This is a genomic window from Gemmatimonadaceae bacterium (assembly GCA_035606695.1).
Taxonomy (GTDB): domain Bacteria; phylum Gemmatimonadota; class Gemmatimonadetes; order Gemmatimonadales; family Gemmatimonadaceae; genus JAQBQB01.
Map to the genome: position 1 here is coordinate 50,343 of DATNEW010000028.1, position 26,693 is coordinate 77,035.

The 26,693-nt window shown below is 64.5% G+C and carries 20 protein-coding genes; 14 read left to right on the top strand and 6 right to left on the bottom strand.

From position 1 onward, the window contains the following. Positions 1–16 precede the first annotated feature (16 nt). Entirely contained in the window at positions 17–2,029 is a 2,013-nt protein-coding gene (locus VN706_14805; GenBank protein ID HXT16907.1) for a DUF1800 domain-containing protein, read from the bottom strand. A 237-nt stretch (positions 2,030–2,266) separates the two neighbouring features. Between VN706_14805 and VN706_14810 the strand changes: the two genes are divergently transcribed. From VN706_14810 to VN706_14825, 4 genes are all read left to right on the top strand, one after another. Next, positions 2,267–5,281 carry an AAA family ATPase gene (locus VN706_14810; GenBank protein ID HXT16908.1) on the top strand — a complete coding sequence of 1,005 codons (3,015 nt, stop codon included), beginning with the start codon at positions 2,267–2,269 and terminating at the stop codon, positions 5,279–5,281. A gap of 127 nt (positions 5,282–5,408) precedes the next feature. Further along, the gene (locus VN706_14815) at positions 5,409–6,113 is read left to right on the top strand and encodes a hypothetical protein (protein HXT16909.1); all 705 of its coding nucleotides are present in this window, start codon (positions 5,409–5,411) and stop codon (positions 6,111–6,113) included. 567 nt (positions 6,114–6,680) lie between these two features. Further along, positions 6,681–7,706 carry an insulinase family protein gene (locus VN706_14820; GenBank protein HXT16910.1) on the top strand — a complete coding sequence of 342 codons (1,026 nt, stop codon included), beginning with the start codon at positions 6,681–6,683 and terminating at the stop codon, positions 7,704–7,706. A gap of 209 nt (positions 7,707–7,915) precedes the next feature. After that, positions 7,916–9,127 carry a pitrilysin family protein gene (locus VN706_14825; GenBank protein HXT16911.1) on the top strand — a complete coding sequence of 404 codons (1,212 nt, stop codon included), beginning with the start codon at positions 7,916–7,918 and terminating at the stop codon, positions 9,125–9,127. Between the two features lie 10 nt (positions 9,128–9,137). Here the strand turns inward: VN706_14825 and VN706_14830 are convergent, their stop codons facing one another. After that, a complete protein-coding gene (locus VN706_14830; protein ID HXT16912.1) occupies positions 9,138–9,857 on the bottom strand; it encodes a response regulator transcription factor in 720 nt (239 codons plus the stop codon). A gap of 150 nt (positions 9,858–10,007) precedes the next feature. On the opposite strand from VN706_14830, the gene VN706_14835 reads away from it, so the two are divergent. The 7 genes from VN706_14835 (at position 10,008) to VN706_14865 (ending at position 15,801) form a co-directional block, all read left to right on the top strand. Continuing rightward, on the top strand, positions 10,008–10,475 hold the full coding sequence (locus VN706_14835; protein ID HXT16913.1) for a hypothetical protein: 468 nt from the start codon (positions 10,008–10,010) through the stop codon (positions 10,473–10,475). 175 nt (positions 10,476–10,650) lie between these two features. Then, positions 10,651–11,298 (top strand): hypothetical protein, encoded by a 648-nt coding sequence (locus VN706_14840; protein ID HXT16914.1) that lies wholly within the window; start codon positions 10,651–10,653, stop codon positions 11,296–11,298. Positions 11,299–11,477: 179 nt separating this feature from the next. Beyond that, complete coding sequence (locus tag VN706_14845; protein HXT16915.1) at positions 11,478–12,689, top strand: YcaO-like family protein; 1,212 nt, start codon at positions 11,478–11,480, stop codon at positions 12,687–12,689. Next, entirely contained in the window at positions 12,673–13,395 is a 723-nt protein-coding gene (locus tag VN706_14850) for a TfuA-like protein (GenBank protein ID HXT16916.1), read from the top strand. Before VN706_14845 ends, VN706_14850 begins: the two co-directional genes overlap by 17 nt. Continuing rightward, the gene (locus tag VN706_14855; protein ID HXT16917.1) at positions 13,392–13,721 is read left to right on the top strand and encodes a PqqD family protein; all 330 of its coding nucleotides are present in this window, start codon (positions 13,392–13,394) and stop codon (positions 13,719–13,721) included. The genes VN706_14850 and VN706_14855 overlap by 4 nt, the downstream gene beginning before the upstream one ends. After that, positions 13,718–14,113, top strand: coding sequence for a lasso peptide biosynthesis B2 protein (locus VN706_14860; protein HXT16918.1), 396 nt, complete (start codon positions 13,718–13,720; stop codon positions 14,111–14,113). Before VN706_14855 ends, VN706_14860 begins: the two co-directional genes overlap by 4 nt. Beyond that, positions 14,110–15,801: an asparagine synthase-related protein gene (locus tag VN706_14865; GenBank protein ID HXT16919.1), complete on the top strand. Its 1,692-nt coding sequence runs from the start codon at positions 14,110–14,112 to the stop codon at positions 15,799–15,801. The genes VN706_14860 and VN706_14865 overlap by 4 nt, the downstream gene beginning before the upstream one ends. Before the next feature lie 49 nt (positions 15,802–15,850). On the opposite strand, the gene VN706_14870 is transcribed toward VN706_14865, so the two are convergent. Genes VN706_14870 through VN706_14880 form a run of 3 tightly spaced genes read right to left on the bottom strand, consistent with a single transcriptional unit; the run spans position 15,851 to position 19,595 of the window. Continuing rightward, complete coding sequence (locus VN706_14870) at positions 15,851–16,156, bottom strand: MoaD/ThiS family protein (GenBank protein ID HXT16920.1); 306 nt, start codon at positions 16,154–16,156, stop codon at positions 15,851–15,853. Beyond that, the gene (locus VN706_14875) at positions 16,153–16,395 is read right to left on the bottom strand and encodes a hypothetical protein (protein ID HXT16921.1); all 243 of its coding nucleotides are present in this window, start codon (positions 16,393–16,395) and stop codon (positions 16,153–16,155) included. The genes VN706_14870 and VN706_14875 overlap by 4 nt, the downstream gene beginning before the upstream one ends. Positions 16,396–16,451: 56 nt before the next feature. Further along, entirely contained in the window at positions 16,452–19,595 is a 3,144-nt protein-coding gene (locus VN706_14880) for an AAA family ATPase (protein ID HXT16922.1), read from the bottom strand. Between the two features lie 220 nt (positions 19,596–19,815). Between VN706_14880 and VN706_14885 the strand changes: the two genes are divergently transcribed. The 3 genes from VN706_14885 to VN706_14895 all read left to right on the top strand — a co-directional run bounded on the left by VN706_14885 (position 19,816) and on the right by VN706_14895 (position 23,606). Next, a complete protein-coding gene (locus VN706_14885; GenBank protein ID HXT16923.1) occupies positions 19,816–20,241 on the top strand; it encodes a DUF2059 domain-containing protein in 426 nt (141 codons plus the stop codon). Positions 20,242–20,564: 323 nt separating this feature from the next. Next, positions 20,565–22,673, top strand: coding sequence for an elongation factor G (gene fusA, locus VN706_14890; GenBank protein ID HXT16924.1), 2,109 nt, complete (start codon positions 20,565–20,567; stop codon positions 22,671–22,673). Positions 22,674–22,688: 15 nt separating this feature from the next. Continuing rightward, the gene (locus VN706_14895) at positions 22,689–23,606 is read left to right on the top strand and encodes a hypothetical protein (protein HXT16925.1); all 918 of its coding nucleotides are present in this window, start codon (positions 22,689–22,691) and stop codon (positions 23,604–23,606) included. A 13-nt stretch (positions 23,607–23,619) separates the two neighbouring features. Here VN706_14895 and VN706_14900 read toward each other — a convergent pair whose 3' ends face one another. Then, positions 23,620–26,688 carry a hypothetical protein gene (locus VN706_14900; GenBank protein ID HXT16926.1) on the bottom strand — a complete coding sequence of 1,023 codons (3,069 nt, stop codon included), beginning with the start codon at positions 26,686–26,688 and terminating at the stop codon, positions 23,620–23,622. Between the last annotated feature and the right edge of the window lie 5 nt (positions 26,689–26,693).

Genomic DNA, 26,693 nt, shown 5'->3' on the forward strand with positions numbered 1-26,693 from the left:
CGGCTGTCGACTGCTATTAGCGTCTTTGAAATTCCGGCGAGCCCAGCGCCAGTCCGACGACTTGCGGCAAGCCCTGCAGGTTGATCGGCCGCGTGCCGCCAATCGGTTGATTCGCACCGCGGCCTCGTCCAAGCGCCGCTTTGTTGCCCAGCCCCGCCGCGCGGGCGCGCGCGGGCGCCATCGTCGCCGTGTCCGCCATGACATTCGGATCGGTCATGCTGCCCATGTCGTTCGGCGCATTCTTCGCGAGCGGGTTCTCGCCGCTCAGCAGGACATCGCGTGTTTCGGTCGACACCTGACCACCGAGTAATGATTTCACGACGCCGTCGACCTGCTGGTCGCGCGGTTGAGTGCGGAGTGTCGCGAATTGCGGCCAGTTGTTGAGCCGTGCGTTCGGAATCTGTCCGGCGGCGAGCGCCAGACCGAAGTTGATGCGATTGAGAATCGCGCCCGTGTTCATCCACGCGTCGGCGCGGTCGGGCCAGCCTTCGGGCGTCTGGTGACCGAAGATCGGCTCACCAAGGCGCGCGACGAGCTGCGAGCTGCGCGGCGTCGTATCCGGCTGCGCGTTCACGGCGCGCAGCGCGCTGGTCACGAGCTCGAACGGCGTCTTCACCTTCGAGCGATACGCCGCTCGGCTGAAGAACTCCGGCGACACGACGATGCAGCGCAATGTTTCGCGAATGTCGCCGTCGGTCTTCGTGAACGTGTTCGCGCAGCGGTCGACGAGCGCCTTCGGCGGATCGTCCGACACGAAGTGGCGCGCGAGCTTCGTCGTGATGAAGTGCGCGGTCGCCGGCGCGTGCGCGACGATGTCGAGCACCTCTTCGCCTTCATCCTCGCCGTGTCCGGCGGGGAACGTGTGTCCCAGAATCGTCTTTTGGTCGGCGTCGTGAATGGCGGGATTGAAGACGAACTGGCCCGTCTGCCGATTGAACGTCCAGCCGGTGAGCGCGCGCGCGACTTCCTGCACGTCCTTCTGCGTGTACCCGCCGTCGACGCCGAGGGTGTGGAGCTCCATCAGCTCGCGGGCGTAGTTCTCATTGAGGCCGCGCCGCGCCTGCTGCTGCAGGCGTTGAATGATTTGCTGCCGCTGCTCCGGCGTCGCGTTTTCGAGTTGCTGGCGAATCGCCGGCGGCACGTTCGCTGGAATGTTTTGACCAGTCAGAATCGCCGGCCGCCGCGCGATGATGCCGGGCCGCCCGCCGCGTCCACCACGTCCGCGCGCCGCGAGCGTCGCATGCGTCGAGTCGGCGGCACTTTGCCAATTGTCGAGGAAGAACAACATCGCCGGACTCTTGGCCACGGCGCCCAGCAGGTCGCGGAACTTGCCGAGCGCGTGTGGGCGAATGACGTCGCGTTCGTATTGCGGGAGAAAGAGACGTGTCTGTCCCTTGCCCGCGAACACGCTGAAGTGGTTCTCCCAGAAGTCGACCATGACTTCGTCGAGCTGCCGGTCGGTGGTCACGGCGCGCGCCACCTTCTCCGATGCGATCTGTCCGACGAGCTGTTGATTCTGCCGAACGAGTTGCGCGAGCTGCTGATTGTCGGCCAGCGCTTCCCGCCGCACGTCCTTCTTGTTCATGTCGCTGTCGGCGGACGCCTTGGCCTTCACCTGCCGCTGCAGCTTCTGCGCGACGGTGTAGTCGTTGACGATGTCGCTGGTCGGCACGCCGTAAATCGCGTAGTGCGTCATCAGCGAATCGGTGGCTGCGTCCGGAATGCGCTCGGGGTGAAGCTGCCGGTCGATCCAGTTCTCGATGCCCATCGCGCGCACGGTTTCGACGTCGCCGGGGCGGGCGCCGAAGGTCAAGCGGTTGAGCACTTGCTGAATCTGTTCGTCGGGCAGGAGATCGCCGATTTGCATCGGACCGGACGAGGCCATCGGCGGAGCGCTGACCGTCGCGTTGACCGGGGGCCGAGCGGACGCGCCGGTGGACGCCGGCGTCGAAACCGTCGTGGCGCGCGACGCGCAGGCGGCCGCCGCGACGGCAACGAGCGATGCGGAGAGATGTCGGATGCTTCGCATGAAGATTCCAATCAACGTGGATCGATGTGACTGGAGGGTAGACGCCTGGCTGCCTCGACGCGTTAACCTGCTTTCACGCTAAGACTCTCCGTTCTGGCGACGGCGTGTCACAATTCGTCGTGCGGTAGATCACACGCTGCCACACTCTTGCGCCTCGCCCAACGCCATCCTACGGTTTGAGAGAGTGCCGACGGGTCGATGTCGGCTGCAACCGCCTTCCCGCCTGTCCCGTCGGTAGTGCCTCATTTTTATCGTACGTCGGATGAGTTCGTCGCCGCCGCGCAGGCAGCCGTCGCGGGCGCCGCGCCGCGGCAGCCCGTGGCTGTCCTCGTCGCTGAAGTCGACCCGTCGCCGGCGCCAGCAGGGGTGCTGCCGCCTGCCGAGTCGGCGATCGGCGCGGTGGCGGAAGTGCTTCGGCACACGCTGCGCGAGGATGACATGGTTGGTCGCTTGGGCGACCGGTTGATCGTCGTCATCCCGGGCGCCGCCGCCGAGGATGGACGGGCGGCGGGTGATCGCCTCTGCGCCGCGGTGCGCATTCACGCGTTCGGCGAAGGCCTGGGCCAGCTCACTCTCTCGGTGGGGTCAGCGTCGGCGCCGGAGCACGGTCACGCCTTCGACGCCGTGTCGAGCGCTGCCGGAACGGCGCTCGTGCGCATTCAGGCGCAGGGAAGGGACGGCGCCGCGGCGGCTCCGCTGCCGCATCACGAGTGGCTGCATCGCCCGCTGTCGATCGATCGCTTTGCCGGTCGCGCGCAGGAGCTCGGGCTGTTGGTTCGGTGGCTCGACGAGGCCGCGTCGGGACAGCCGCGCGTGGTCTCCGTATTCGGCGAGGCAGGCCTTGGCACCGCGACGCTGCTCCGGCAGCTCGAGGGCGAGGTGCGCTTGCGCGGCGGGTTGTTCGTGAGTGTCGCGAGTCCCGATCTCGCCGTGCGGAAGCCGTATGGCGTGTGGCAGTCGTTTTTGCGCGCGACGCATCGCTTCCCGACGGCGCCGGACAAGGAATGGCAGGAGCTGCATCACCTGGAGAGCTCGCTGCGCTCGAGTGAGACGAGCGGCCACACGGGCAGCCAGTATCGTCTGTTGGGTGAGCTCACGGACTATGTGCGTGCGCTGGCGGCGAATCGTCCGCTGGTGATCGTGCTCGACGAGATGCAGTGGGCCGACGGCACCACGTGGGACGCGCTGGAGCATTTACTGTCGCAGCTCGACGTCGACCGCATGATGATCTGTCTGGCGCATCGCCCCGACTCGGCGTACGAGGGATCGACGTATCGGCAGATGCTCGCGCGCCACGATTTCTCGCGCGAGATCACGCTGTCGCGTCTGACGCGCGACGAAGTGAAGCAGTGGCTGGAGGCGGCGTTTCATCGCCAGCAGGTGGCGCGCGAGTTTTTAGCGTTCTTGTACCGCCACACCGAGGGCAACCCGCTGTTCATCGCGCAGTTGTTGCGCGCGCTGGGAGAGGAGGGGGCCATCTGGTGGAATGGCAGCCGCTGGGAGTGGAGCCCGGTGTCGGAGCTGCGGTTGCCGGCGGGCCGGCGGGCGCTGCTCGCGAGGCGTGTCGCGCGGTTTTCGTCGAGCACGCAGGCGGTCTTGGGTACCGCGGCGATCGTCGGGCGCGAGTTCGACGTTGGGCTATTGGTGGCGGCGGCGGCGGGGAGCGAGCCCGCGGTGCGGCTGGCGATCTCGGAGGCGGTGAATGCCGGATTGCTGCGGGCGACGAATGATCGAAAGACCGGGGCGTACGCGTTCGATCATGATGAGATCGCGGAGGTGCTGGTCGCGGCGGTGCCGTCGCATCAGGTGAGGCAGCTGCATTATCGGGTGGCGCAGGCGTTGGAGAAGCGGCGGCCGGATCGGCTGGGGGAGATTGCGCTGCACTATGATGCGGCGGAGGTGCATGGAGAGGCGTATCGCGCGGGGCAGGCGGCGGCGCGGGCGGCGGAGAGTGTCTATGCGCACGTGGCGGCGCGTGACTATCTGCAGATCGCAGCGCGGAATTCGACCACACCGGGCGAGCTCGCCGAGATCAGAATTGCGCTTGCGCACATCGCGGAGACGCTCGGGCATCACGATGAAGTCGAAGAATTGTGCGACCTGGCGATCGAGTGGTTTGAAGGGCAACAGGATGAGCGACGGGCGTTGACGTTGCGGCGGATGCGGGAGCGGGCGCGGATGGAGTTGGGGCAGCCGGCGCGGATCACACTCGACGCATTGGTCAAGCTTGATGATGAAGCGAAGCGTCTCGGCTTCGGGCACGAGCGTGTCGCGTTGTTGATGATGACATCGCAGACGTACGGACGGCTGGGCGATCAAGCGACTGCCGCGCGGATCGCGACGGAATGTGTCGCGATGGCCGAGAACATCGACGACCCGGCGCTCCTCGGCGATGCATTGAACCGATTGGGAAATTCGATGGCATCCGAGTCGCCGGCGCAGGCCTTGGCCGCCTACGAGCGCGCACTCGATCTGTACGAAAGCGTCGGTGATGTTCGCGGGCAGGCTCGCAGTTACGGCAACATGGGGAACGCGGCGCAATTCGAAGCGCGGCTCGAAGAAGCGCAGAACGCGTTCGCGCGCTCTATCTCCGTTGCGAAGGCGGCAGGGATCCCGGACTTGTGGGGGTCCGCTGCTGTGAATCTCGGCGTTCTGCTCCAAAAGTGCGGAGAATATGACCGCGCGCGAGAGCTCTTCGGCGAAGCGCTGGCACTTTTCGCAGCCGTTAAACACAGTGAGTTTCAGTTAGCCGCGCTCTACAATATGGCGCACGTCGAGCGCGAGCTCGGCTTGTGGGAATCGGCCGGAGAACTTTACGAGGCGACTCGGCCATTGGCTGAACGAATTGGGCAGTACGAAATCCAGCTTGGAGCGATCGCTGGGAGCGGCATATGTGCCCTAGAGCTGGGTCGGCTTGACACGGCACAAATGGCGGCGCGCGAGGTCGAGTCGTTGATCGAGGACCGGCCCAACTGGTTCCAGGGACGCGAAATCGCTGAGGCTTTGATCATTCGAACGGCTGCCGCGGCCGGTCGCGATCGGGACGCCTTGTCCCGATTTGACCGGGCTGTCGCCCTCGCTGAGGCGACCGACGTTTACAATGCGGCTTGGCTAACGGCCATTTGTGCCGATTCGCTTCGCCGCATCGACCCGGCACGGGTCAATCTGTCCGTAGATCGGTACTCAGTGAAGGTGCGGAGCCTCGGATATCCGGAAATGACAAGGCGTTACGATGTCTTGACAGCGGAGTGATTTTCGACACAGAAGTTGCTTTCAGGCTGGCGTTAATTGGACGAAAGCCGTATCTTCGTGGGCAGCTTCCTCGTCGTTCGAGGTCGGACGAAGTTGTCCCCCCCTTCTTAGCTCCTTCCTAATGCGCGTGACTTTCAGAAACCTGGCCGCGACCGCGGCAATTCTTGCGGCCGCTGCTTGTGGCGACTCCACGGTTGCTCCGAGCTCGGCGTCTTCAACGCTGCTGCCGACTGACCGTGCTCCGTCTTTCGATCTTTCGCTAGCTGGCAACTTCGGCAGCGATTTTACGCTGACGTCGAGGGGCGGCACGTTCTCGGTCGCCGGCGTATACACGGTCAATTTCCCGGCGAATTCCGTTTGCGATCCCGCGACCGCGAACTACAGCGCTGGCCAGTGGGATGCACCGTGCGCGACGCTCGCCGCCGGACAATCGGTGAAGGTGCACGCGACTCTCGGACTCTCGTGGTCCGGCGTTTCCGTGGACTTCCAGCCGGAACTCCGGTTTTCGCCAAATGCGACCGTTACGATCGCGACCGACATCTACGCTCCGATCATCGTCGCGAATCGCAATTATTACGCGGCACATCCGCAGGCACTTGGTCCGTTAGCGATGGCGTACTCGTCGACGCTCGGCGGCGCTCGCGTCGCGGACTATGTCACCGATCCCACGGCGATCACTCACATCAGTCTGATGACGGGCCGCGTGTGGCGGAGAATCAAGCACTTCAGCGGATATAACATTTTCACTGGCGAACAGTGCACGCCGACGCAGTACAACAGTGACTGGTGCGTCGATGTCAGTGGTCAACAGGACCAGCTTACCGGCCCGTGACCCCGTCATGGAATACCCGAGGCCCCGGCGGTTATCCGCCGGGGCCTTTTTTTGTATGGGTGCTTGTCGTTCTCGCGCTCCATCGCCAATGTCGTTCGCCGCGAATTGCGGTCTAGGTACATGAGGAGCTTCGTCGTGTTTCGCCGTGACGGTCGTTGTTGGCCTGTTGCTGTCTTACTCATCGCAGCAGTCGGGACCCCGGCTGCGTCGCAGCAGCAACGCTCCCGCGTCTCACTAGCGACAACGCGGCTCGTTCTCGGCAATGGCCTAACCGTTCTTCTGAATGAAGATCGGTCCGCGCCCGTCGCAGCCGTCGACGTCTGGTATCGCGTCGGTTCGGCGGATGAGAATCCGGGTCAGGCTGGATTCGCCCACGCCTGTGAACATCTGATGGGACTCTCCTCGCCGAACGGGTCGGATGCGGCGTCAACGTTTCTCAGATCGATAGGTGCGGTTTCAGGCGGACGCCGTGGGGCGTGGGCGACCACTGCGGCGGAGTATACGCAGTACTACGAAACGATACCGAGCGACAAGCTCGAGACTGTGCTGGCTTTTGAAGCGGCTCGGATGGCCGCTCCGTTCGCGCGCGTTGACTCTCAACATTTCAATTCGATTCGTTCGGTCATCCGCCAGGAGCGAACCCTGCGGGTCGACAACGTGCCGTTTGGCGAGTCGGTCGACATTACGCGCGAGGCCATTTTTCCAAAGGATGATCCGCTGCACTCGCCACCGCTCGCTCCACTCGCGGATCTCGACACGGCGCGGCTGGAGACAGTGGTCGACTTTTGTGCGGAGTACTATCGCCCAAACAACGCCATTGTCGCGATAAGCGGCGACTTCGCGACGGACTCGGTTGCTCGCCTTCTTCGGCGGTACTTCGAGCCAATTCCTCGCGCGCAAATCCGAGCGCGTCGCCTGTCGTCGGCGACCCAGCTTCGCGGTGAGCGACGCCTGGTCATTCAGGGCCCGCGCGCCAACACGAGCCGACTTCGCTTTGCGTGGCGAGCGGTTGGTTTCTCGAGTCCGCAAAAGATGCCGCTGTACGCGCTCGCCGGCGTCATGAGCGGCGATAAGTATGGTTTCAGCCGATTCGGCCGTCTGGCCGAGGCGCTTATGCGCAAAGAACCGCTCGCGACGTTCGTTCACGCGGAATTGTACGATTTCCAATCCGAAGGAATGTTCGTCATCGATGTCACGGCACGTCCCGGTGCGTCCCTCAGTCGGATCGAACGCGTCGTCGATAGCGTCATCGCGGATTTGGCGGCAACTCCAATTCGGCCCTCTGAATTGGAGGCATTCGCGAACCTCAACAGCGTAACGGCAGTCACTGCCCTGCAACCCAGATCGGCGAGGACTGATACTTTGGCGCAGAGCGAGATGTGGACACATGACCCGCAGACGTATTCGAAGCAAATCGCTCGAGCGTTCTCGATCGCTCCGGCTGACGTTCAAAAAGCAGCGCGTCAGTTCCTCGGGCCTTCGCGTGTAGTCGTCAGCATGGTTCCCGCCGGAAAGCTGGCGGATATCAGCAAGCCAGAGTTGCCCTATGACGATGTCACGCCGGTTGCGCATGGCCGAACGAGGCCGCAATGAGCTGGCCGATGCGGGCGTGGGTGTTCGGCATGTCAGTCTGGGCCGGAACCGCGCGCGCACCCGTCGTTCGTGCCCAGTCGCCGACCACGGTCGGACCACGAGTGATCTCTGATTTCGCGGTACCGGTCGTCCACGCGACGACTTTGCAAAACGGTGTCCGCGTTCTCGCGGTCGAGAACCACTCGCTTCCAATCGTATCCGTGCGGGTGATGCTCGGAGTCGACTCACTCGATGACCCAACCGGAAAGGAGGGTCTAAGTGAGCTGATGACGTCTACCATGGCCGATGCGACAGACAAGGTTCCCGAGCAGGAACTGAGCGACAGCGAGGCGATGCTCGGCACGCACATTTCGCCAACGCGTTTTACGACCACGACGAACAATTTCCGTGCGGCGATCCTCCTCCTCGGCCAGATCATAGAACGTCCGTCATTTCCAGAGGATGGAGTTGCGCGCGCGAAGTCCGCAATAGCGCAACGCGTGCAAAGCCAGTATGCCGCGACGGCACCCGTACGTGTCTTCTTCAGCATCTTGCTCGCACCTGGCAATCCTGCGCGCCGCACGGCGACACCCGCGAGCGTGGATGCATTGACGCGCGCTGACGTCGTCTCATTCTACAAGACGGCAATTCGGCCCTCACGCACGACCGTCATCATTGTCGGCGACGTCATGCCGACGCAGGCATTCGCGTTCGCGAAATCCGCGTTCGGCAAATGGATCGTGACATCGGCTATGGAGACTCGCCCGTCGGAATTTCCCGTGAATGCCGCGACACCCACGACCATCTACCTGGTCGATGTTCCCGGACGATTGCGAACGTCCATCCTGGTGGGCCAACTCGGCCCGCAACGAGACACGGCAGTGATGCCGGCGGTAGATGTCCTTGCCGATATTCTCGGACAGGTAGGCGGGAGCCGGCTCCAGGTCGAGTTGCGCGACAGGCGCGGCTTCATGTACGCCGGGATTCCGTACGGAGTCGATTGGCGTCCAACCCCACAACGCTCAATCCAGGCCGGTTCGGCATCTGTCGATGCGGTGAAGGTCGATAGCGCATTGATTGCGTGGCTAGGCGCACTGCGCGACGTTCGCGGGCCGTCTCCTGTTACGGCGAAGGAACTCGATTTTGCCGAAGGAGTTGCGGTAGCGTCGCTGCCGACGAGGTTCGAAACCACAGACTCAGTCGCGTCGCAGGTCGCCGAGGCCGTTCGTTACGGGGGTGAACTGCGTGATCTCGAACAGTACGTTCGCGCAGTCAGAGGCCTATCGCCCGAAAAGGTTACTCGTGCCGCGGAGCGCTACATCGACCCCGGCCACCTCACCATCGTCGTCGCGGGCGACCGCAAAACTCTCGAGCCTTTACTGCGTCGGGCCGACATCGCTCCCATCGTCATCGTCGACGAGAACGGCAACCCAAAACCTTAGGCGGCGCGCCTTACCCTTGCTCGGCGCTCCCCGACGTCTTGAGCACATACCCGACTCCGCGCACGGTCTGCAACAGCGGCTCTTCCCCTTCCGCATCGAGCTTCTTCCGCAGATAAGCGACGTACACATCGACGATGTTCGTGTCCTCGCCATTCACGGGCGTCTGCCGCCACACCTGCTTCGCGATCAGCGCCCTCGACAGCGGCCGGCCCGCGTTCCGCATGAAGAACTCGAGCAGCGAAAACTCACGCTGCGTCAGGCCCAGCTGACGGCCACCGCGCGAGACCTCGCGCGTCAGCTGATCCAACACCAAATCTCCGACACACAACCTTGGTACCCGGCCACTGGTGGCCGAGCGCCGCAAGAGCGCGCGTACTCGCGCCACCAACTCGTCAGTATCGAATGGTTTGGTGAGATAATCGTCGGCGCCTGCGTCCAGGCCGGTGATGCGATCCGCAACCTCGCCGCGCCCCGTCAACATCAATGTCGGCGCGTTGACGCCTTTGCGGCGCAGCTCCTGGACGACCTCGAAGCCGTTGCGACGCGGCAGGCCGACGTCCAGGATCAGAAGATCCGGCTCGTTCTCGAGCGCGCTCGACAGCCCCGACTCGCCATCCTTGGCCGAGCTGACGTCGTATCCACTCTCGCCTAGCACGCGCTCGAGGAGGGCAACGAGGTCGGGACTGTCTTCGACGACCAGGATCGTGGCGAGGTGCGTGGCGGCCTGCATCGGGTCAAAACATACGGGCTGGGCGGAGACGGGCAAGACTGGCGCGTGAACGTGCGACGTTTTGCGACATCGTTCCCCGCTCGCCCCCTCTTGGCGCGATGCTGGACCGCGGGCCTTGAGTCCTCTCGATCACATCGCTTGCTTTTGTGCGTGCAAGCCCTGCCCGTTTCCACCTCCCCGACCTCCAGCATCGTCGTCGGCACGGTGGCTTCCGCCGCGACCACGGGCGCGCTCATCGCGGCCGGCCGCCGATTGGGCAGCGCCGGCATTCCCTTCGCCGAGATCAGCTCCGCGCTCTTTCATCGAACGCCGAGTGGGGGCGAGGTCGGCCTCGTGTTCAGCGGCGTCGTGCTGCACGTCGCGGTGACGATGTTGTGGAGCGCCGCGTTCGTGTGGCTCGTGAGGCGCGCGCGATGGCGCCGAATCTTCGCCGCCGTGGTCGTGGCATGCGCGTCGCTCGTGTTGTCGTGGCTCATCGCGTGGTCCACGGGCCGCGGCGTCGCGACGGTCCTGCCGCTGGGCGATCGGATCGTGGTTTCGGTCGTCCTGGCGATATCGCTCGTAGTGGGCATGCGCTTTGCCTTTTTCCCTGGCGAAATGCCCGAATTGCCTGAGTAAACAGGCTCAAAAGTCTCCTGCGTGCGCGCGCTCCGATCGCGCTCGATGGCTCGTACAGCGACTGGTACAGCGACTCGTACAGCGATCTGAGCGTCATGTGACCGAAGCCACTGCACGACGGTTAAACAAGGAACATCGTGGAGCGTTGCGGGTCGAATCCTGTTGACGCTTCAGGGTGCGCATCGTTGGCCGAAACTTCGATGCGTCCGGAATCGTCGAGGTAGTAGGGATGGTCGAGCAGGACCCGCAGGACCAGCAGTACCACATACAGGAGGGGGGCATGGACATCCTCGTGATGCTCGAGGAGAACCCCGATCACTCGCCGGTGCTGGCGCATGTGAACTCCGTCCCGTCGCCGTTGCATTCACACGAGCGGCCGTCGCGAGACATCGTGACGTTGTACGGGGAACCAAATCCGGAGGCGCTTGCGTTGGCGCTTGCGGCAGCCGTCGAGTCACACCGATCGAATGACGGCAACAGAACCGAGGCCATTCGGCATCTCGGCATCTGGCCGGAGCGTGGGGCCGTAGGGGACGCTGCCTGGAGAGATTCAGCAGGGCAGCTCGTAACGACCGATCTCGAGATCTCCCTCGAGACGTTGCATTCCACGGCGAATCAGTTGCTGTCGGAATGCGGACAGTTGATCCGGCGGCTGGTCGCAGGCCTGTCGATGCCGGATTGGCCGGACGGAGCTCGGCGAGCCATCAGTATTTCGATTTCGCCGATCGTTGGACTGACTGGACCGGTGTTCGCGCCGCTCGAAAGTGTCATCGAGCGCATGAGAGAGGCTGATGGACTGGCCTTCGAAACCGAAGGAGATTGAGAACGGAACCTGACTTGTCAGAGTAGGGACGTAGGAAGCGGGGCGACTTTGGTCGCCCCGCTTTTTTTTTCACACAATTCATACGCGGCGTTTCGACGCCCTGACGAGGGCCGCGGATCTTGCGGCGGCCCGGTTCCGAGCCGATTTTAGCCCTCCCGCCAACGGACGCCGTCGCCCGCGTGCACCGTCTCCATTCCAGCCTCAGATCCGTCGCACCCGACGAAGCCCTGGCGCGCGCACGACACATGGGCGCACGACTGGGCGTCTCTCGCGTGACGGACACCACGCGGCTCGATCGCATCGGCATTCCGGTGTTTGCCGGCATTCGTCCCGATGCGGCCGACCATTCGCTGTGCGTGAGTGCCGGCAAAGGCGTGCGGCCGATCGAAGCGCAGATCGGTGCTTATATGGAAGCGGTGGAGCTCGCGGTCGCGGAACGATGTGCGTTGCGAGACGCCATTCAGCCCATCGATCCGCGCGACGTGTTGTCGCGAAGCTCGATGTCGGGACTCATCGATCTCTGTCCGTTGCGCGGAGTGCGGCACAATACAGCCGATTCCGTCGACTGCGTCGACGCGGAAGAACTCCTCTCGGGCGCCACCGTATCTGTTCCCGCGGAGCTCGTGTTCTTTCCGTATTTGCCCTCCCAAGGCCGGCTGTTCGGGAACACGACCAACGGGCTTGCGTCAGGCAGCACGGTCGCCGAAGCGACATTGCACGCGCTGCTCGAAGTGGTCGAGCGTGACGCGGTATCGTTCATGAACGTACGATCCGGCGTCCGCGGCGTTCGTCTGGACACGCTGCCCTCGACGGTCCGCGCGTTGCTCGGCGCGATCGAGTCGGCGGATTGCGAGATCGCTGTGCGTGAATTGCCCAGCGAGTTCGGGCTGCCGACGTTTCACGCCGCCGTGTTCGACCGCGCGCGCATCGCGAGTCTGACCGTGGCGGCTGGCTACGGCTGCCACGCCGATCCCGAAATCGCGCTGGTGCGCGCCGTGACCGAAGCATGTCAGAGCCGGCTGACCGCGATTCACGGCGGACGCGACGATCTCGATCGATGCGAGGCGCGCGTCGACGCACGTCCCGCGGGCGAACATGACCGGATCGCGGAGGAACAATTCCGGCGCATGGCCGCGTGGCCGGACGTCGCGTCGTTCGAGACCGTGCGGGCATCCGTCAACGTTGGCGGCAGCGTCGATGCGGCACTCGCGCAAATCCTCGCGCATCTTCAAGCGCGCGGCGTCAACCAGGTGTGCCGCGTCGCCCTTACTCTCGACGCCGACGAGATGAGCGTCGTACGCGTCATCGTGCCGACGCTCGAGTGTTTCAATCGGGACGTCGCGCGTGTCGGTCCACGTCTGCTGCGAGCGATGCATGCCCGCGTCGCGTAACGTCGCGTTCGTCGGCCCCACCTATGCGCCGATCGCCGACACAAGTCTCATCGAGCGCGCGGGGTTCGAGCCATGCGCGCCCGCGCGCCGCGGCGACATGGATGCGCTCGACGGTGAGCCCGGGGTGGCGGTCCTCGTGGACGGACGTTTCAACCATGCGCTCGCCGTCGGGCATGCGGAGCTGCGACGCGCGGTTGAGCGCGGATGGTCGGTCTGGGGTCTCTCGTCGATGGGCGCCATTCGCGCGTATGAATTGCGCAACCTCGGCGTTCGCGGCTTCGGTAACGTCTACGCGCACTTTCTCGCGGCGGACGACTTTCAAGACGACGAAGTGGCGCTGATGCACGCGCCCACTGCACCGTATGAAACATTCAGCGAGCCGCTCATACATATCCGGTACTGTCTCGCGGAGATGGTTCGTTTGGGTGAGATCGACTCCGGTGTCGCGCGACGCACGGCGGGGTATCTCAAGTCGCAATGGTTCGCGGCGCGCACACTCGACGGATTCGTGGCGGCGCTCACCACCTTCGGAGGCGACGTCGCCGCGAACTCGGCACGCGCGCACGTCGCACGCTTCGATCAATTTCGCGTCAAGACGAAGGACCTGATCGCATTCTTCGCGGAACAGCCGTGGCGCTCGACGTCGTACATCGCGACGCCGGCGCCGGCGCCGTTCTTGGACAGTCTCACCGAGGACGCTGCATGACCTCGCAAACCAACCCGGACGCGCCAACCTCCTGGGAAGCCGGCCTCGCGCGTGGATCGATCGTGCTCGAGCTGGACGAATCCGTCCTCGACAGCGTGCAAGGCGAGCACACGGTGCTGCTCGACTACGAGCGCGGCGAGTACTACGGCCTCAATGCGGTCGCGACCGCGGTGTGGCAACAACTTCGGGCGCGGCGGCAATTTCCGGACATCGTCGCGGCTCTCACCGCCGAATACGATGTAGCCGACGAACTCGCGCGGCGCGACGTCGCGGCGTTTCTTGCCGACCTCCGCGACCGTGGCGTCGTGCGAGCGCACGCGTCATGAACGGATTGTTCGTGTTCGTTCGGTCGATGCTCCTGTTGACGCGAGTGCGCGCGGGGCTGCGGCGCACTGGTTTGCGCCCGATGGTGCAGCGGGCACGCCGCCGTCCGCTCGGCCGCGCGCGACGTGATCGCGACGCCGTCACATTTGCCCGCTCGCTCGCGACTCAGGTCGAACGAGCCGCCGCGTGCTTTCCGGGACGTGCGCGATGCCTCGAGCAATCGATCGCGCTGCTCATGCTGCTCCGCGACGCCGGCGTTGCCGCCGAGCTTCGGCTTGGCATCATCGCATTGCCGTTCACGGCGCACGCATGGGTGGAGGTAAACGGTCAGGCGATCAACGCCGACAGCGAAACGCTCGCCACGATGCAACCGTTCCCGGAACTGCGCGGGTGAGGGGATTCCTCGCGGCGTTCGCGCCTGGTGGATCGGGAGCGGACGGACGCGCGCGCGAATGGGTGGACGATCGTCTGCGGCGCGCGCGTGGTCGCGACCAGTGGAACGCCGAGCCGCAATTCGTGACGCACGGCGATTTCGCGGCGGCGTGGTGGACCGAGCCTGGTGCCCGCGTTTCCGCGAGCCGCGTCGGCAGCATGACGATCATCGGTGACGCCCGACTCGGCGACATTTCCCTCGATCGATTCGCCGAGTTGTATCGCGCGAACGGCGAGCGTACGCTCGATGATCTCGACGGCGAATTCGCCCTCGTACTGTACGATGACGCAGCACGTTCGGTCGTCGCCGTCCGCGACGCGTTCGGGGTCAAGCGATTGTTCTTCCGCCGCGTGGCGGAAGATGGCGCCCTGTTCGCCTCGCATCTCGACCTCCTGAGCGAGTCGAGCGTCGCCGACGGCGATTTCGCTCATTGCTATTTGACGGGCGAGCTTCCGACCGATCCAACCTGCACCGTGTGGTCGGACGTTCGAGTCGTTCCCTCGGCGACGTCGATCTCGCTGCGGCATGGCTCGTGGCGAATGAGACGCTACTGGCAGCCGGGAGTCGCGAAGCCGGAGATTCCGCGCGGCGAGCAGGAGCAGCGCGCGGCGTTCGACGCGCATCTGCGCGCCGCGGTCACGGCATGCATCGACGCGGACGTGCCGGCGTGGTGCGAAATTTCGGGCGGTCTTGATTCCGGAACGGTGTTCGCCATCGCGCACGATGCCGGCCGCGTTGCCGGCACGTACAGTTACGTCGATGACATGCCGGGCGCGGATGAGCGGCGATTCATCAGCGCGATCGTCGGTCAGCGTCCGGTTCGCAACGATCACATCGAGGCGTCGTACCCGTGGGAGGATGACGGCGCACCGCCGCCGCTCACGGACGAGCCGCGCATCTACTACCCCTATTGGGCGCGCGATCGGTCTGCCGAGCGCATCGTGCGCGACGCGGGAGGCCGATACATCCTGAGTGGCGCGGGTTCGGACTATTATCTCTCCGGCAGCGCGGTGGTCATTGCCGACGCGCTGGCGAGCTGGCGCGTCGGCAATGCGGTCCGCGAGGCGCATGCGGTCGCCATGGCGCAGCGACGGTCGATGTGGGCGACGCTGTGGCGGTACGGGGTGCGTCCGTGGGCGACGTCACTCGTTCGGTTCGGCGCGGACCACGACACGCACTTGCGTCGCAATTCGCGCACGTTCCTCGAGTACGCATCGACGTTGCACGAGCTGCCGCTGACCTGGCCGGCCGTGGAAAAACGATATCCATTCTTGAATCGTGCGTTGGTCGACTATGCGCTCGCGCTGCCGAGCCGCATGGTCTTTCACGACGGGCTCACGAAGCAGATGCTTCGTGGCAACGGCGCTTCGGCGCTGCTGCCGGAGATCGTTCGAGCGCGGCGGACGAAAGGGTGGATCGACGGGCGTGCGAGCTGGGCGTTGTCGCACGAACAGCGGCTCGTCGACCGACTCGTGCGCGATCCGTTGATCGCGCAGGCAGGGTGGATTGACGGAGCGGAGCTTCGGGCGACGATTGCGCGGACGCGGACCGGGATCAGCCCGGGTGCGGTCCCCATGATGCGCGCCCTTTCGCTCGAGACCTGGCTCGCGGTGCGCACGGGACGATGGCCGCAAATCGCCCATGATTGAGCGATAATATCAAAACGCTCATTAACGAACAATCAACTTCAATACATGGTCAGCCGCCGGCGATCGCCGTGACGACGCGAATCTCGTCGCCGTCGGCGAGTGGTGCCGCCAAACCGCCCGCCAACCGTACCGGGCGGGCATTGACATACAATGCCACAAATGGATGCGGCTGCCCGCTGGCATCGCAGAGGCGCGGCGCCAAACGCGGAAACCGGTCACGCATTTCCGACAGCGCACCCGCGACCGTATCCGCGCCGACGACCACCGACGCAGCGGCCAGCGTCGCGAGCGACGCTGGCAACTGCACGGTGACGGAAGCCGTGGGTGTGTTGGGAGTGTTGGGAGAGTCGCTCACGTCTTCTTGGTGTTCTTGCCCGGCTTGCCATCCGACGGGACCCGGCCGCCGTCGCCGCCGCCACCACCGACACCCGAACCGCCGCCTTCGGTCCAGGCCAACATCCCGTGACATTCCATCGTATCTCCCATGGGTTCGCCCATCGTCTGCTCGACGACGTCGCCAAGATTCGTCACGGTCGGCGCCATATACGGTTTCTTGTCGCGCGAAGTCGTTTGCCCGTCGTCACGTCGTTCCATGCGGCCGCCTGTGTGTGAATGGGTGAGAAAGGGACAGCGAGTAGCGTACAGCAAATTCATGCGCTCATTGGCCGCAATGCGTGCTGACGAGCGGCACGCGGTGATTCGGCGCGCGCGGCCAGCGCGGCAAGAACGGCCGGAGGGTCGTAGACCTCTCGCCGAATGTCATTCAGATAACGCCTCGCAAACTGGCGCGCCGCCGGGGTCTCGCCTGTCGCATCGAGATGCGCGGCATACACCGCCGCCGGCCAGTCGTGCCAGAAATCAGGACGCTCGAAGTACCGACGCATGCCGTCGGCGATCATCGAAACATCGTCCTCGCGGCCGAGCCGCGTGCGCGCGTGCAGGTGGATTGCGAGCATGCGGAGACCCCACGCTGCCGCGTGATGTTCGATCGCGCGATCGAGCGACGGTGCGCGTCGAAGCGCTTCTTCCGGATCGCCGTGCCGCGCCTCGAGCTCCGCCTCGACGGTCGGCAGCACGATGTCCTTGAACATTCCGATGCCCCGCGAGCCGAGGGTCTGGATCGGACCGCGCGCTTCGTCGAGCAAGCGTCGCGTGACCGCCGGCGCGTCCACGTCGAGGCTCATGCCGATCAACCGTTGCCGCGCGATGATCATTCCGCCAAGCGCGCCGCTGCGGGAATACAACTCAATGGCTTCGGCTAACGCCGCTCGTGCGTCAGCGAATCGTCCTGTGAGCCGGTACCCGACTCCAGCAAAGTCCAATGCTCCTGCGAGGCGGCTCGTGTCGCCCGCCGCTCGACATCGCGCCGTCAACTGTTTCGCGAGCTCGAGATATTTGTGCACGTCGCCGAACCGTCGGTGAAACAGCAGCTCGATGTTGGTTCGATCCCACTTCTCTGATTCCGTTTGTGGCTCGAGCGATCGCGCGATCGCGTAGGCATCGTGCAACAACGACGACGACTTGACCTCCGCCATCTTCGCCGTCTCCTTGGCGGCCCGGAGCCGATGACCCACCGACGCATGCTCGGCGGACGCGCACCGAAGCATCCGTTGGAGATAGACCGACCAATCGCCGCCGGCATCGACTACCGCGCGTTCGCGATCCAGCTCGAACGGATTGTGCGCGTCGTGCATCGGATCGACTTCGCGCGCCAGCTGCTCGTACCGATCGACTTCCTCGATGACTTTCGTCGGAAGACCCGCGTGAACGAGCAGCTCGATGCGGCGGCGCCGAAGCGCGAGCGATTCGCGCGCATCCTTGACCTGACGAATGGCGCGTTCGCATGCCTCAGCCGCCGCGTCCGGAAACCCGCTTTGTGCGAGATGCTCGGCGCCGCGCTGCAGCGTGCGAAGTCCATCTTCGCCCAGTCCCGCGTTTTCCCAATGCCGCACCGTCTCCCACAACAGCGCGAGCGATGGCTGTTCAGCGAGCTCCTGCTGCATGCCTTCCGCGGCATAGCGGTGCAGCAGTCGCGCGACTTGCGGCGACACGCGCGTCAACGCCGCATCCGACCACATGCCGTGACCGACGAGGATGCCCGCGGAATCCGTCTTGAGAATTCCGGCCGCGTCCAGCTCGATGACCGCGTCGACGAATGGCGCGCGAGGCAGTTGCGCGACGTGCTCGACGCGCGCCATCGTAGCATACGGACCGAGGATGGCGGCGACCTGCAGAATGCGCAGCGCCGACGCGCTGAGTGTGTCGAGTGAGCCGTCGAAGGCGTCCGTGAGCGAGCGCGGCGGCGCACCGGCTGACTGTCCCTGGTGCCGCGCCAACTCGATCAGGAAAAGCGGATTGCCGGCGCCGCGCGCGGCCACGTCGGCGCGTACGTGCGCGCCGAGCGGACGGCCGGACTGGGCTTCCAGATCAGCGAGTAGCGCGTCCGCGGCCTCAGTGTCGAGCGGATCGATGGCGACGACCGGAGCAACCGTCGTCAACTCGTCGTCGCCCCGGCCGGGGCGGTGCGACATCACGATCGCGACTGCGTGACTGCCCGCCCACGGGACCAGGTCTTTCCAGAACGCGACGCTGGCCGCATCCATCCACTGCGCATCGTCCACCGCGATGACCAGCGGCGACTCCCAGGTGACGGCTGCCAGAAGATCGATCAACGCGCTCATCAAGCGGCGGCGAACGAGCTGCGGACTTGGAAGATTCTCACGCTCGTGCGGCGCCGCTTCACCCGAGCCCGGCTGGAGGAAGCGGTCGATTTCGGCGAGCGCTTCGGGCGCGCATCCCGCGGCGCCGCGCATCAACCGCGCCTCGTGCGCGAGCGTCGCGACGACCGTGAGCGGCCGACGGCTGTCGCTGCGTTGACAGCGGAGCCGAATGGGACGCATGCGCGCCGCGCGGGCTTGCGCGATGGTTTCGTCGAGCAGTCGCGTCTTCCCGATGCCGGCCGGACCGACGAGCAAGAGTGCGCCGCCTTGTCCGAGTCGGGCGACGCGAAGCAGCTCGGCGAGTTGTGCCAGCGGCGCGTCCCTGCCGACGAGCCGTGGGATCGGCGAGAAGCGAGGCTCCGGCGTGCCTTTGATTCGCTGCACCAGCAACCGTCCTTCGACCTGCAGCTCGGGTCTGTCTTCGGTGGCGCGGAGGAACGCTTCAAGTGTCTGCAGCGCCGTTTCGCGATCGCCGACCCGACAGAGACCGTCGGCCAGGCTCAACACCGCGCTCTCGTTCCAACGATCGACGCGCAGCACTGCCTCGGCGAGTGAGATCACGGTCGGCCATTGGCCATGCTCGCGCGCGACGTTCGCGCGCTCGTTCAACGTTCGCGTCGCTCTGACGCGCAGCAGCTCGCGCTGTTCGTCGAGCCACCGCTCGAACGCGGCGGAGAAGGTCGGCGCGTAGGACGGAAGCAGCGGTGCGATCTCATCCGGCGGCAGCGCCGCGACGTGATCGGTATCGATGTCGACGATCGACGCGGGCAACGAGAGCACGTCGCCCGCTTCCGTAAATGGAAGACCGAGGCGGCGCAGCTTGGCCAGGAGCCAGCGCAGGCGGCTGCGTTGCGTGGCCGCGTCCGCGTCCGGCCACAGGAGCAGCGCCATTTCGTCGCGCGTCCAACGTCGCCCGCGGTCGAGCGCGAACAACAGCAGCGCCGCCGTCACGACGACGGAGCGTCCGTTCAGCTCGCGGTCGTTGATGCTGGCCGCGACTCGCCCAAAGAGGGTGATCCGAAGCGACGTAGCACGGCCGTCGGAAGCGCGAGACGCGGGAATTTGTATGGACACCGAAACAGAAGTTGTGCGCCGCACAGCGCGACGGATGGCCTATTCTGTTGCACGGCACTACGGGCCGCAAGGACGCTGTAAACGCGCGGCGGATCGATCGCTCACGCATCGCTCACGCTTGGGACTTAGCGTACCGTGGCGCCACGTCGAGCGCGGTCCCGGCGACTCATTTCGAGCAACGCCGCCGGGGATTTCCGGTCATTTGCAACGGAGCGGCCACGTGCACACTGAGTCGGCAGCAGATCCCGAGCGGCTTGCGCTGGCCAATCGGCTCATCGGAGTGATGGACCCGTCGTTCGCGCCGGACTCGATGAGCGATGTTCGATCGAGTAGTCCCGAGACGCAGGAATCCGACGCGCGCGATGCCGATCGCCGCGTTCGCGTCAAATCCCAAACGCGAATGTTCGCCGCGAAATACCTGCCGCCGGAAGTGAGCCGGCCCATCGTCGCCAGCGCGTTCGCGGACGCGTTCGTCGCGAGTGAGCTGCGCGCGATGATCGCCTTCTATGAATCGCCTGTTGGGCGCAAGCTCGTCGGACAGAACGCCGAGATTCTGCTCGTCATCCGGCGCGCGTTCGACAACATTCTGCAGCAGCGCCGGAGGGAGCTCGGAGAAGCCACCGTGCCGTCCCGGGAACTCGAATAGCCAGCCTCGGCCGTTCTCGACCGTTGAAGTCGGCGTTTCCGCCCTTGACGAGCCTTGCCTCCCGGGACATGCTCAGAATGTCAGGGAGAAGGATCGCATGCCGAGGCTGTCGAAATGCAGCACCGTGCCCCGTTCGTAGCATGACGAACGCGAATACGCACCCCACGCCTCTCGACGACTTCGTCGGCGACGAAACCCTGCGCGCCTGGCTGACCGTAAGCCCCGCGCATCGGCACGCTGCGCTCACGCCACAGCACCGCTGACCAGCGGCGTTCCGATTAACCGGCCGGATTCCGCGTCACGCGGAGGGAGGGGTTCTCGTTATGAGAGAATACAAGGGATCGGAGATCCGCAACATCGCGGTGGTAGGACACGGGGCGAGCGGCAAGACCAGTCTGGTCGATGCGCTCGCCTTTGTGTCAGGCAGCGCGAAGCGGCACGGATCGGTGAGGGACGGCACCGCCCTGACCGATCACGCCGCCGAAGAAATCGAGCGCGGATTCTCGATCAACCTCGGCTGCGCCTATGCCGAGTGGCAGGACACCAAGATCAATCTCATCGACACCCCGGGGTATCTCGACTTCAACGGCGACGCGATCGCCGGTCTGGCCGCGGCCGACGGCGCGCTCGTCGTCGTGCCGGCGACGTCCGGCGTCGAAGTCGGTACGGAGCGCATGTTCCGCGAGGCGGTGAGCCGCCGCGATCCGGTGCTGTTCGTGGTGTCGATGATGGACAAGGAGCACGCCGACTTCGATCGCATCTACCAGCAGATCAAGACGCGGCTGACGAACAAGGTCATCCCCGTCGAGATCCCGATCGGCGAAGGCCCCGACTTCCATGGCGTCATCAATCTCTTCACCAAGCGCGCGCTGCAGTTCAAGCGCGGCGTGAAGACGGGCGAGTATGAGGAAACTGATATACCAGAAGAAGCACAAGCGCAGTTCGACCGCTACTACGCGGAGTTGATCGAGTCGATCTCGGCGACGGACGACACGCTGCTCGAGCGCTATCTCGAGGGCGGCGACATCTCGCGCGACGACGCGATCGCCGGCATGAAGGAAGCGATGAAGCGCATGGAGCTCTTCCCGCTCTTCTGCGTCTCGAGCGAGCACAATTACGGCACGCAGGCCGTGCTCTCGACGATCGTCGAGCTCATGCCGAACGCCTTCGAGATGGAAGAGGTGCACGCGTTCACGGGCGCCGAGGGCGACGCGACGGTCGACATTCACGCCGAGGACGACAAGCACTGCATCGCGCACGTGTTCAAGACGATGTCCGAGCCGCACGTCGGCGACGTCACCTTCTTCCGCCTGTATTCCGGCACCATCACCAACGGCGACGAGTTGTACAACGCCACGCGCGCCGGGGCGGAGAAGTTGAATCACCTCTCCGTGGCCCAGGGCAAGGAGCGCACGGAGGTACCGCGGCTGCACGCGGGCGATCTGGGCTGCGTGGCCAAGCTGCGCAACACCCATACGAACGACACCCTCTCGACGAAGCAGCATCCCGTGCGCATGCCGCTCATCACCTTCCCCGAGCCGACGATCAACATGGCGGTGCACGCCGCCAACCGCGCCGACGAGGAGAAGCTGCAATCCGGATTGCACCGGCTGCACGACGAGGACCCCACGTTCGAGGTACACTACAACGCCGAGACGCACGAGACGATCGTCTCCGGCCTCGGCGAGCGGCACCTCGAAGTGGCGATGAGTAAACTCAAACGAAAGTTCGCCGTGACGGCCGAGCTCTCGAAGCCCAGGATCGCGTATCGCGAGACGATCAAGGCGAAAGCCGAGGGCCAGGGCAGGCACAAGAAACAATCGGGCGGCCGCGGGCAGTTTGGCGACTGCTGGGTGCGATTCGCGCCGCTGCCGCGCGGGACTGGCTACCGCTTCGTCGATTCAATCGTCGGCGGCTCGATTCCCCGGCAGTTCATCCCCGCCGTCGACAAGGGAATTCAGGAAGCGTCGGTGCGCGGCATTCTCGCCGGCTATCCGCTCGTCGATTTCCAGGTCGAGGTGTACGACGGCTCGTATCACACCGTCGACTCGAACGAAATGTCCTTCAAGATGGCCGGCATTCTCGCGTTCAAGGGCGTTGCCGCGAGATGCAAGCCGGTGCTCCTCGAGCCACTCGATGAAATCGAAGTCACGACGCCCGACGACTACATGGGCGACGTGCTCGGCGATCTCTCATCGCGCCGCGGACACATTCTTGGCTCGGAGCCGAGTGATGCGGGCACGGTCATTCGCGCGATCGTGCCGCAGGCCGAGTTGCATGACTACGCCAGCTCCGTGTCGTCGATGACGCAGGGGCGGGCGAGGTTCCACCGCGCGTTCAAGGGATATGAGGAAGCACCGCACGAGGTGGCGCAGAAGGTGATCGAAGACCACGCCAAGGAGAAGGACGAGGAGCTGGTCGCGGCGCACTAACTTCACAGGAGTCGCATGGACCGGTCGTATCGCTGGGCCGCGGTGTTCGCCACGATCTTGGTGGCGGGTGCCGCGGCCCCCATCACGCGGGTGCAGGGAGTGTCGTACACCATTCGCGGGTCGACGCATCGCGCGCGGCCCGTCCCCGCCATTCCCGACACCGGGTACACGGCGCACGTCGTCTGGGCGACGTCGCGCGGACGCATGGATATCGTGTCGGGCGCGCAGCGGCCGCTGTTCGCCGAAGGCGACTACATCCTGTTCGACAGCACCGACTATATCGTGGTGCATCCGGCGGCGCAGACGTATTCGACGCCGCCCGACATGTCGGGGATGTCGAGTGCGCCGGGCATGGATCAGATGCGCGATGCGATGAAGGTGAGCGACATACACATGTCGCTCGATACGCTCGAGAGGGGCGTGATGATCAACGGATTTCGCACGACACACTACCGGACGCGGTCGTCGTTCACGATCACGATCGACATGTCGGCGTTCGGCGCGGCCGCCGGATCAAATCCTCCGTCGACAACCACGGAGGCGGTCACGGATATCTGGTACGCGGACACCGTGGCGGCGACGCCAAGTCCGTTCGTGTCGACCGCGCGGGAGCTGCCGGCGATGATGGGCGCCATGAAGGAGGTCTTCGATCGTACGAAGGCGTTGCGCGCCGCAATGCCGACGCAGCTCCTGGCGGTGCGAACGACGACCATCTCGCGCGCGATCCCTGCTGGCAGCGTCGGCCCGGTCGACGGCAATTCGGAGAATGCCGCCGACATCAGCGATTTCATACGCACGAACGTTGACGTGAGCCGGCTCGCGCTGCCGGCGAGTTACACCCTTGTGCCGATGGCCGGCACAGAGATGTTTGGCTCGCCGAAGCCGCTCGCGCCTGAAGTGCTGGCGAAGTGGCGGAGTGTGCCCAAAGAGTGAGTCGGGCTGCGCGTCATGCTGACGCGTCAACGTGCAGAAGCATGCTTGCGAGGAGCTGTGGGTCGCGACAAACCACCAAGCCCCACACGCCCTCGCGCCCCCAGCGATTGACGGCCGAGACCCAACGGCGAGCGGCTTGGTGCTTCGCTCGATCTTGCTCGGTTTCCTCCCCCTTGATCTCGACCAGAACGTGTGCGCCGTTCGTGAGTCGAACCACGAAATCGGGATAGTACGCGTGCGCTACCCCTAGGTACTCGTACGGGATGGAAAGTTCCAGGTGATCGTTGCGCGCATACGCCGCGACGACGTTCGATTGCTCCAGGCGGAAGACCGCAGCCTGTTCCCAGGTGTCGGTGTCGGCTACGACCTGATCGATCTGGCTTTTCGTCGTCGCGATGCAGGGTCGAATCGTCTTGAAGCTCACGCGACTCGTGTCACCGATACGCTGCGTGCGGTTGAGCAGTGGAAGCAGTGGGAGCTCGCCCGCCGCATCGTCCGGCTCGATGGCCGCGACAAGCCGTTCGACCGTGCGTTGCGTGTAGGTCTGAAGTCCGAGCTCACGCATATCGCAACCGCGTGTCGACACGCGTGTGCCGACGTATTCGGAGACGAGGCGGAATACTTGCGGAAAGAGCTGATGCCTCGAAACAAGTGAGAGTTTCGCCGCCTTTCCCTCCGTGAGTCGGCGAACGACCTCACGCGCAATCTCGAACTCGATAGTCTGCAGATGCGTGGATTCGTAGAATGCCTGCCGGTCCTGCAACTGGAGAGCGAAGCCCCCCGCGACATCCGGTCCTCCGACCTGATGACTCACCTGCGGCTTGACGAATACCGCGGTCGGATTCCGATCCGGCTCGAGAACGATCGGTTCGATCGAGGAAATGTCCGCGCGAATGAGATTGTGGCGCAACGCGACAACGTAGCCCTCGACAACCGGGAACCGAATCATGAACTCCGAGCGCTCGGGCAATGAGCGCACGTGATTTTTCGGGCTGTCGTCGGGAGTCGGCGCGCCGACTTCGCGACCCTTGAACGGGATGACAGAGAACGGAATGCCATACACGTCCACGTATTCTTCGGTCAGCAGCCCCGTGCTCGGGTCGGGAGTGTAGTCCATCCGTCGCAAACCGCGGCCGACCACCTGCTCGCACAGCAGTTGGCTGCCGAACGCGCGCAAACCAAGAATATGCGTCACGTTGTTCGCGTCCCAACCTTCATTCAGCATCTGCACGCTGACCACGCACCGAATATGTTCGCCCGGCGTCCCGGGTTTCCCGACGGAGGCGACGATTTGGCGAATGCGCTCCGCCGCGTCTTTCTTACCACCGTTCGGTCCGGTTTCGGCTTGCTCGAGCTCCCGCGAATCGATACGCAGGGTGTGCTTCCTTTGCGCCGAGTTGCTGAAATACTCCGGAAAAAGAGAGCCTTGGCCGAATATCGTCTTCGTCGTGGACTTCGGTGCTCGCCTGCTCGCGCTCTCTTCGTCCTCGTCCTCAACATCGCTCGACTCGGCGGTCACCGTTCGCTCGCCAGAGATCCGTTCGTAAAACTCCTCGGCGATATCGACGTTGTCGCAAACGACAATGAGAACGGGCGGGATGAATTCCTGGCCGGGCTTCGCCATCGCCATTCGCTCGAAGCGCTCAATCCATTGACTCGCGAGCGTCGCGAGCGCGTCCTCGGCATTCCGCCACACGATCTCGGGTTTCGGCTTACCGCCAGGCAGCTTCTCGCCGGGGGCCAAACGCTCCGTGATGTGCCGCCACAACGCAAAATACTTGGGCTCCGGCCGACCGGTCGTGTCACTGACGGGTATTCGCGGAATCTTCACGATTCCACTTTCGATCGCATCGACCAATCCGAAGTCACTCACCAGCCAAGGGAACGGTGCTCCTTCCGTGTACCCGCTCCCATGCAGATAGAAGGGCGTCGCCGAGAGATCGATGCAGCAATGGATACCGACGGACGCGTTGATGCGATCGAGACCCGCAATCCAAACCGTCGCCTCCTCGCGCTCCGCTCGCTCCTCGCGCGAGAATTCAGCGTCGGTCACGCGCGCCGGCCGATAGGCGTGATGTGCCTCATCGTTGAACACGAGAATTGGACCGCGGCGCGCGAGCTCTCCGAGCACGCGCTTCGCAAAGGCATCATTGGACTCGATGCCTTTGTTCACAACCGTATAGGTCTTGCCGCCGTCGGCGTGCGGAGACTCGAGCGCGAACGCGTGCCAGTTCGTGACGAGCAGGGCGCCCTTGCGCAGCTCCGGCCAGAGGGGCGATGGAACGAGATCGAACATCTCGTAGTAGTTGCCTGGCTCATCAGGCCTGAGCACCTGAAGGCGTTCCTTGATCGTGATATTGGGACACACGATCAACGCCGCGCTGGGAAATCGATCGTTGCCAGGCACGCGGCCGCGATTGCAGAATGACCATGCGACGAGCATCGCCATGACTACGGTTTTCCCGCTCCCCGTCGCCATCTTACACCCGTAACGGAACAACGGGGGGAGTTCAGCCTCGTTCGGCGCGTCGACCATCGAGGCGTGTCGTCCGACGCGTTCCTCGAGCGCAAATGAGACACGTTCATCCCGGCGCAGACGCTCGTAGTCTTCCAGCGACAGCTTGGGTTTGAACCGCGGCGATCGATGTGTGCCGAGAATCTCGTTCAGGTAGATGATCGTCTCGACTGCCTCGCGCTGGCAGAAAAACAGGGGTCGCGATCGCTCCGCTCGAGTCCAGTGACGGAGCAACTGCTTTGTCACCGGCGTCGCGCCTTCCCATTCCGACTCACGCCACCGTCGAACGTCCTCGCGAAGAGCGTTTACGAGCTCGAGGGGATCGCTCTCCTCCTGCGCGATGAGCGAGAGTTGGCCTCCGCTCGTGCGTTCTGATCGAAACCAATAACTCGCCTCTCGGCGGCCTTCAGTTCGAGTCGCGGCTCCCATGTTCGTGTCGTAGAGCCAATGCCAGGCGGGTTCCTGATATGGGCTGCACAGAATCGGTGACGCTACCGGCTGAATCGGCAGCGGCTCTTGCCCGCGTGCCTCGGCTTCGCTCGATGTCGCGCGCTTCCTCGGTGCCATCGTGC

Coding starts and splice junctions, on each gene's coding strand:
- VN706_14805 (HXT16907.1), bottom strand. CDS start 2,029: ATGCGAAGCATCCGACATCTCTCCGCATCGCTCGTTGCCGTCGCGGCG.
- VN706_14820 (HXT16910.1), top strand. CDS start 6,681: ATGGCCGCTCCGTTCGCGCGCGTTGACTCTCAACATTTCAATTCGATT.
- VN706_14825 (HXT16911.1), top strand. CDS start 7,916: ATGCTCGGAGTCGACTCACTCGATGACCCAACCGGAAAGGAGGGTCTA.
- VN706_14830 (HXT16912.1), bottom strand. CDS start 9,857: ATGCAGGCCGCCACGCACCTCGCCACGATCCTGGTCGTCGAAGACAGT.
- VN706_14850 (HXT16916.1), top strand. CDS start 12,673: ATGCCCGCGTCGCGTAACGTCGCGTTCGTCGGCCCCACCTATGCGCCG.
- VN706_14855 (HXT16917.1), top strand. CDS start 13,392: ATGACCTCGCAAACCAACCCGGACGCGCCAACCTCCTGGGAAGCCGGC.
- VN706_14860 (HXT16918.1), top strand. CDS start 13,718: ATGAACGGATTGTTCGTGTTCGTTCGGTCGATGCTCCTGTTGACGCGA.
- VN706_14875 (HXT16921.1), bottom strand. CDS start 16,395: ATGGAACGACGTGACGACGGGCAAACGACTTCGCGCGACAAGAAACCG.
- fusA (HXT16924.1), top strand. CDS start 20,565: ATGAGAGAATACAAGGGATCGGAGATCCGCAACATCGCGGTGGTAGGA.
- VN706_14895 (HXT16925.1), top strand. CDS start 22,689: ATGGACCGGTCGTATCGCTGGGCCGCGGTGTTCGCCACGATCTTGGTG.
- VN706_14900 (HXT16926.1), bottom strand. CDS start 26,688: ATGGCACCGAGGAAGCGCGCGACATCGAGCGAAGCCGAGGCACGCGGG.